Origin of the sequence: Salibacter sp. (assembly GCF_031581065.1) — a bacterium.
Lineage (GTDB): Bacteria > Bacteroidota > Bacteroidia > Flavobacteriales_G > Salibacteraceae > Salibacter.
In genome coordinates this window covers 24,264-30,830 of the sequence record NZ_JAVLBN010000026.1, presented here as the reverse complement: position 1 = coordinate 30,830, position 6,567 = coordinate 24,264, and the positions used below count along the sequence as shown (strand labels likewise).

Annotated in this window: 6 protein-coding genes; 2 read left to right on the top strand and 4 right to left on the bottom strand. The window is 42.4% G+C overall.

Going from position 1 to position 6,567, the window contains the following annotated elements; translation table 11 throughout:
• The coding region (locus tag RI557_RS07610) for a cation transporter (RefSeq protein ID WP_310683075.1) at nucleotides 1-274 on the top strand (274 nt) is incomplete at its 5' end.
• 114 nt (nucleotides 275-388) lie between these two features.
• Here RI557_RS07610 and RI557_RS07605 read toward each other — a convergent pair.
• The 4 genes from RI557_RS07605 to RI557_RS07590 all read right to left on the bottom strand — a co-directional run bounded on the left by RI557_RS07605 (nucleotide 389) and on the right by RI557_RS07590 (nucleotide 5,707).
• Entirely contained in the window at nucleotides 389-691 is a 303-nt protein-coding gene (locus RI557_RS07605; protein WP_310683073.1) for a DUF3817 domain-containing protein, read from the bottom strand.
• A gap of 183 nt (nucleotides 692-874) precedes the next feature.
• On the bottom strand, nucleotides 875-3,232 hold the full coding sequence (locus RI557_RS07600) for a M1 family metallopeptidase (protein ID WP_310683071.1): 2,358 nt from the start codon (nucleotides 3,230-3,232) through the stop codon (nucleotides 875-877).
• Complete coding sequence (lysA, locus tag RI557_RS07595; RefSeq protein ID WP_310683069.1) at nucleotides 3,216-4,379, bottom strand: diaminopimelate decarboxylase; 1,164 nt, start codon at nucleotides 4,377-4,379, stop codon at nucleotides 3,216-3,218. Before lysA ends, RI557_RS07600 begins: the two co-directional genes overlap by 17 nt.
• Complete coding sequence (locus tag RI557_RS07590; protein WP_310683067.1) at nucleotides 4,376-5,707, bottom strand: aspartate kinase; 1,332 nt, start codon at nucleotides 5,705-5,707, stop codon at nucleotides 4,376-4,378. The genes lysA and RI557_RS07590 overlap by 4 nt, the downstream gene beginning before the upstream one ends.
• Before the next feature lie 126 nt (nucleotides 5,708-5,833).
• On the opposite strand from RI557_RS07590, the gene gldF reads away from it, so the two are divergent.
• Nucleotides 5,834-6,565, top strand: coding sequence for a gliding motility-associated ABC transporter permease subunit GldF (gldF, locus tag RI557_RS07585; RefSeq protein ID WP_310683065.1), 732 nt, complete (start codon nucleotides 5,834-5,836; stop codon nucleotides 6,563-6,565).
• The last annotated feature ends 2 nt before the right edge of the window (nucleotides 6,566-6,567 follow it).

The window sequence follows — 6,567 nt, the reverse complement described above, 5'->3', positions numbered from 1 at the left end:
GATGATTTACGTGATCCTACTACCTTACCTGCCGAAGAAGAAAACGCAAACAACTAAAAATAACAATATGGAATACAAGATAAAAGTAGATGGAATGTCGTGCAATCACTGTACGTCAAGTGTAGAGAAAAACGTTGGTCAACTCGAGGGAATCAAATCAGTAAATGCTGATTTAGCTTCTCATATCGTAACACTTGAGGCTGATCAATTCGATGAATCTACAATAGAAAAAACGATTCACGACCTCGGATACGAGTACAAGGGGAAAGCATAAAACAAAAAACCTTGCAGAGAATTCAATCTCTGCAAGGTTATAACCCACACTTCATTTTATGAAATGAAGAATCAAATCACCTAATCTTTTCAACACTCCTTTTCTTAGAATGTTTTAAGACGGATTTAGTTTCTTGAAATATTTGCCGTCAACGTAAAATGTTCCAAACGGAATAAAAGATGCGATAAACGATAACACGAGTGGCATTCCAAACCACTTAAATTTCACGCCTACTCCAAAGAGGACAACGCAATACAGGATAAACAATACTCCGTGAGCCATTCCAACAACTTCAACCATAAACGGCTGATCAAACATGTACTTCAACGGCATTGCAATAAACAACAGTAAAAGCAATGAAAGCCCTTCCAAAAGAGCTGAATAACGGAGTGTTTTTACTAAAAATGATTTACTCATAATCGAAAATTTGTGCAAAAATACAGCTTCAAAAAGCCACTTCCATTTTTATCAACAAAAAAGGAGTCATCCCGTGTGGAATGACTCCTCAATTGTTTAATCCTACTTTTAACTCAAAATGAGTCGCGATTTGAATTTTGCAAAATTAATGCTTTCAATGTGACTACCTATAAATTAAAGCAATTATTTCAAACAACGCTCTAATCGCTTTATTTTCAAACTATTGCTGCTCAGCATGACTTTCTGCAAAAGTTCTTTTCTCGTGTCCTCATCCAGGGCTTTTAAATACTGGCATCCGCTGCTACGTAAGCTCCTGTTGAAGGATTGAGCGGCATCCATCGCGTTGTCGATAACTTTTTCAGATTGGATCTTTTTAGCCCTTAAAATCATCAAAGCCCTGTTTCGGGTAACAAAATCGTATCCGGGTCCGGAATATTTTTCCATTTCACCCACAAAATCCTCCTCAGTGATGTACTCGACCGAGTGAGCTAAATGGAGCCAATCCATCCTGTACAAAAACTGGTGATCTGTTTTCAGGTCCTCTGTGATGCGCATGTACGTTTCAGCATTCGCGCGATCTGCTTCAATTATTTGTTTCAAAGCCTCCCTGCGCAATTCATAGCTCGTTGCAATCAATTGGGTTTCGAGGAAACCCACATCAGTAACTTTACAGTTTTCCACATAAGCTTTGCGCACTTCAACCGATTCCTCTTTTACTGATTTCAATAAATCGTCAACCAACTCCTGATTTTCACTGATCATTGAAATGAGTTTGATTTTCACAAACTCAGATTCACTCTTTTCAAAGAGTTTTTTCAACTCGTTATCGTAATCTGCGAGTTCCAAATTTCGCATCGCTTCCACAACAGCCATCGGATGGTCATCATTGAGCATCTGATTCAACCATTGTTCATCAGATTGTTGCTTATCTTCCTGTATCAACAATTTATGCGCATTATCCAGAATAAAATAATCCACATCTCTTACATTAAAAGGAAGTTCAACTGTATCTTTTCTGGCATTAAAATCTAACTCGATTTCACGGTCAGATCCATCAACCGCGAACTTCACGTTCATCGGCAGGCGATACGTCCCGAATGAATCGGGTTGTGTTTGTTCTAAAATGAGGTGAGATTTACCCCACTTTTTGGTGAGTTCGGCTCTGACCATTGGTTCTCCTCCTCTGTAAACCCACTGATCCCAAAACCAGTTCATCGGCTTTCCGGTAACATCGTAAACGGTTCTGAGGAAATCTTCAGAACTCACAGTTTTATGTTCATAGCGTTTGAGGAACTCGGTAAGCGTTGTCCTAAAAGCGGATTCACCCAATTCCTGGCGCAGCATCTCAATCACGATTGATGCTTTGAAATAGTGACGCGCACTTCCCGCTCCGCTGTGCGATATCGGCCTGATATTCTTCTTGCTGGCTGCAAAGCTCGCCCTGCGGTATATATCCAATTGTTTATAGTATTCATCTTTCCCAAAGAACTCGCCAAGCCAGTAATGATGGAAAAAAGTTGCAAATCCCTCGTGAATCCAGTGTGCTTCAGGACTTACTGATGTCACTAAATCGCCAAACCACTGGTGAGCAAATTCATGTGCATTGACATATACGAAGTTTTTATCTTGGTATTGCAGACTATCACAAACAAAGGTCTCAGCAAAAATGGTAGCGGTAGTATTCTCCATTCCTCCGTACAGGTAGTTTCGGGTTGGCACCATGCTGTAGCGCTCCCACGGATAATCGACTCCCATGAAATCGGTGATCACCTCCGTCATTTCTTTAGTTCCTTTGTACGTGTAAGGAACCATATCTTCCTGACCTTTATAATACCACTGCGAAATTTCGAGTCCGCGTGCGTTGGTTATCGTATCACTCTCGTAAGTTCCCGCAGCCAACATCACCAGGTAACTGGAATGTGGTTTTTCCATCTTGTAATGCCACGTTGTTTTGTTATCCTCAACCTTTTTTGAAACCAGTTTTCCGTTACTCAAAAGCGGATAACCTTTTGGAAATTTCACGATCAACTCGGTCGTTTGCTTCTCGGCCATGTAATCAAAATGCGGGAACCAGTGACGGTTGTCAATTCCCTGTCCCTGAGTCCAAATTTGACGCACATCTGCCGAGTCTTTCCAACCAACGAAATACAATCCTTTTTGCGGGTGAGCGCTGTAATCGACATGCAGCTTGAACATTCCGCCCGGCTGAATCGGACTCTCCAGTTTTATCGCAATTCCCTCGCTATTTTGTGTAAAAGCTATGGAGTCGTTTTGGTCAGAACTCACACCCAAAACCGAAATGTTGGGAGCATCCAGCCAAATAGAGTCTGTTGGAATAGCGAGCGGTTCAATGTCAAACGTAGCTCTTCCCTTCACCAAATGCTGGTAAGGCATAATTTCAATATCGAGCTCAATGTGTTTGAAATCGACAAGTCGCTCACGCGGTTGTGCTTTTTCATCGTTTAAATAGCAAGTCCACTCCTGTGCCGTAACCGATTGGAAAAAGCAAGCTGCAAAAAGAATATTAATCCACTTTATCATCTGACGTTATTATTTTTAGAGGTCCGCGGAGGTTGTACTGGCTCGCCATTACTTCTCCGTAAGCACCTGATGATCTGACCGAGATCAAATCACCTCGTTTGGTTTTGGGTAAAGATACTTGTTTTCCAAAAGTATCTGATGTTTCACAAATGGGGCCCACCACATCGTACTTGTGATCGGGATCGCCCTTTTGCGAAAGGTTTTCAATCTTGTGAAAAGCCTGGTAAAGTGCAGGTCTTATCAATTCACTCATTCCGCCATCTACAATGGCAAAAGAGCGCGAAATCCCTTTTTTGACATAGAGCACTCGCGTCACGAACTCACCCATTTGAGCTACGATTGCCCTACCGAGTTCGAAGTGCAGGCTCTGACCGTTTTCCAGGTTCAAAAACTGGTGGAAAATACGGAAGAAATTCGCAAAATCTGGGATGAGTTTTTCATCCGGGTTTTCGTAATCAATTCCGAGTCCGCCACCAACATTCACCCACTCCACCTTGAGTTTGTGATCGCGGAACCACTGTAAAAAGTCGTTCGCTTTGAGGCAGAGGTGCTTGAACGCACTCAACTCCGTGATCTGACTACCAATATGAAAATGAATTCCTTTGAATGTCAAATTTTTCGATTTCTTGAGAAGAGCCAGCGTGCTGTCGAGATCGTTTGGATTTAAACCAAATTTATTCTCATTCAAGCCGGTAGTGATGTAGTGATGTGTTTTGGCGTCCACATCGGGATTGAGACGAAGGGCGATGTTTGCAGTTTTATTCATCTCTTTTGCGAGCTCCTCGATCACTTCGAGTTCCTCGAGCGATTCAACATTGAAACACCCGATTTCATTTTCCAGCGCGAATTTAATCTCGCTATCGCTCTTGCCTACTCCGGCAAACACCACTTTTTGCGGATCGAATCCTGCATCCAGGGCGCGTTTCACTTCTCCTCCACTCACACAATCAGCACCGTAACCGTGGTTGATCATTTCGGTGAGAACCTTGAAATTCGCATTTGCCTTGAGCGCATAATGCATGTGATAGCCGTATTGATCCATTTCGTGATCGAGGGCCTTGAGCACCATGCGGAGTTTTTCCAAATCGTAAAAGTAAAAAGGCGTTTCCTGCTCTTTAAACCAGTTTATCTGTTCGTTGCGCGTCATGACCTCCCGATTTCAAAAAGTGAATTAAGAGCAGTGAGCGCATCTTTTTTGTAGCGACTCTCCACTAAGAACGACACGTTGTTGTTGCTTCCTCCGTAAGAAACCATGCGGAGCGGAATATCTTTGAGAGCTGTCAAAATTTGAGCTCCGTATCCGGCAGATTGAGCGAGGAAATCGCCCACCACACAAATTATTGTATGATCTCTGTCAATTTCCACCGATCCGTATTTTTCAAGATCTTTCACGATAGCATCCAGGTTTTCATCGTCATCAACGGTGAGCGAAACAGCTACCTCTGATGTCGTAATCAAATCAATTGGTTTTTTGTACCACTCAAATACTTCAAAAATGTGACGGAGGAATCCGTAAGCGAGGAGCATTCTGCCACTCGTTATTTTGATTGCCGTGATACCATCTTTGGCTGCAACCGCTTTTATTCGGTCGCTCGATGATTTTTGGCTCACAATTGTTCCCTTTGCTCCCGGGTTGAGTGTACTTTTTAAATAAACCGGAATATTGGCATCTTTAGCCGGACGCACACTCGATGGGTGCAGAATTTTAGCTCCAAAATAAGCCAGTTCTGCTGCTTCATCAAATGACAATTCCTGGATTGGGCGTGTCGGTTTTACGATTCGTGGATCGTTGTTGTGCATCCCGTCAATATCGGTCCAAATCTGAATTTCTTCGGCTCTGATCGAAGCGCCAATCAAAGAAGCAGTATAGTCAGATCCTCCTCTTTGAAGATTATCTACCTCACCGTAAGCATTTCGGCAAATGAAACCCTGCGTGATAAAAATGACTTTTTCATCGCTTTTATTTTCCTCAATTAGTCGCTTGAGGTTGATGTCGATAAAATAGTAATCGGGTTCTTTATTGTTGTTGATGCGCATGAAGTCGAGTGCCGGCAATAGCTCTACCTTTACATCTTGTTCATCACAGAGTAGTTTGAACAGAGCCGTTGACATGAGCTCACCCTGTGCGAGCATCAGCTTTTCTTCGTTGGCTGTGTAAACGTCCTGCGCAAATGAATTGATAACTTCAAAGTGTTTGGAAATAGTCTTCTCAGCCTCGCGTTTGACTTTTTCCTCCTTGTAGAGTTTTTGGATAAAGTCTTCATAGTGATTTTGCAATTTATCCAGCTCCCGGCTAAATTGCTCTTTGGCGTTTTCACGCAACAGCGAGTTGAGTTTCACCAGTGAATTTGTTGTACCGCTCAGGGCTGATAGCACCACGATATTAGACTCGTCATTTTGCAAGCTGATATCGAGTACCTGCCTCATCCGGTCCGGTTCTCCAACTGATGTACCTCCAAACTTGAGTACCTTCATTTTATCTTGTTAATTTGCCGCAAATATAATGGGGACTTTCACAATTTTTAAGACTTTGTGAAGTTGTTGTCATTCGAGGTAGTTGAGAAAATCTATTTTTGCTCGTCACTTAAAGAGAAACAGCGCATGCTAACATTGCTGAGAAAGGAAATTGCAGCCTTCTTGAGTTCACTCATCGGTTACATCGTAATCGGTGTGTTTTTAATTACTATTTCCCTGTTCATGTGGGTTTTCCCCGGTTCATATAATGTAATGGATTCGGGATACGCCAACATCGATACATTATTCATCATCGCACCGTGGGTTTTCATGTTTTTGGCTCCTGCAGTCACCATGCGCAGCTTTGCTGAAGAACAGCGTACGGGCACTATCGAGTTACTCATCACGAAACCGCTCAGCGATTTACAAATCATTTTATCGAAGTTTTTGGCCGGTTTCCTTCTGGTTATTTTCAGTCTGCTCCCAACACTTATCTATTATTTCTCGATTTACGAACTGGGCTCCACAACAGGAAATATCGATACGGGAGCTGTGATCGGATCCTATATTGGACTACTGTTTTTAGCGGGCTGTTTTGTGGCAATAGGCATTTTTGCGAGTTCTCTCAGTCAGAACCAGATCATCTCGTTCATCATAGCAATGTTCCTTTCATTCTTCTGCTATGTTGGATTTGAGCAAATAGCCAGTTTTGATTTGATGGGGAGTTTTGACAGTGTTATCATGAACCTGGGCATCAATGAGCATTACATCTCGATCAGCAGAGGTGTTATCGACTCCAGAGATATCATCTATTTTTTGAGCCTGATAGCTGTCTTCATCATGCTCACAAAATTGCGTTTGGAAAGTAGAAAGTGGTAATT

Coding starts and splice junctions, on each gene's coding strand:
- RI557_RS07605 (WP_310683073.1), bottom strand. CDS start 691: ATGAGTAAATCATTTTTAGTAAAAACACTCCGTTATTCAGCTCTTTTG.
- RI557_RS07600 (WP_310683071.1), bottom strand. CDS start 3,232: ATGATAAAGTGGATTAATATTCTTTTTGCAGCTTGCTTTTTCCAATCG.
- lysA (WP_310683069.1), bottom strand. CDS start 4,379: ATGACGCGCAACGAACAGATAAACTGGTTTAAAGAGCAGGAAACGCCT.
- RI557_RS07590 (WP_310683067.1), bottom strand. CDS start 5,707: ATGAAGGTACTCAAGTTTGGAGGTACATCAGTTGGAGAACCGGACCGG.
- gldF (WP_310683065.1), top strand. CDS start 5,834: ATGCTAACATTGCTGAGAAAGGAAATTGCAGCCTTCTTGAGTTCACTC.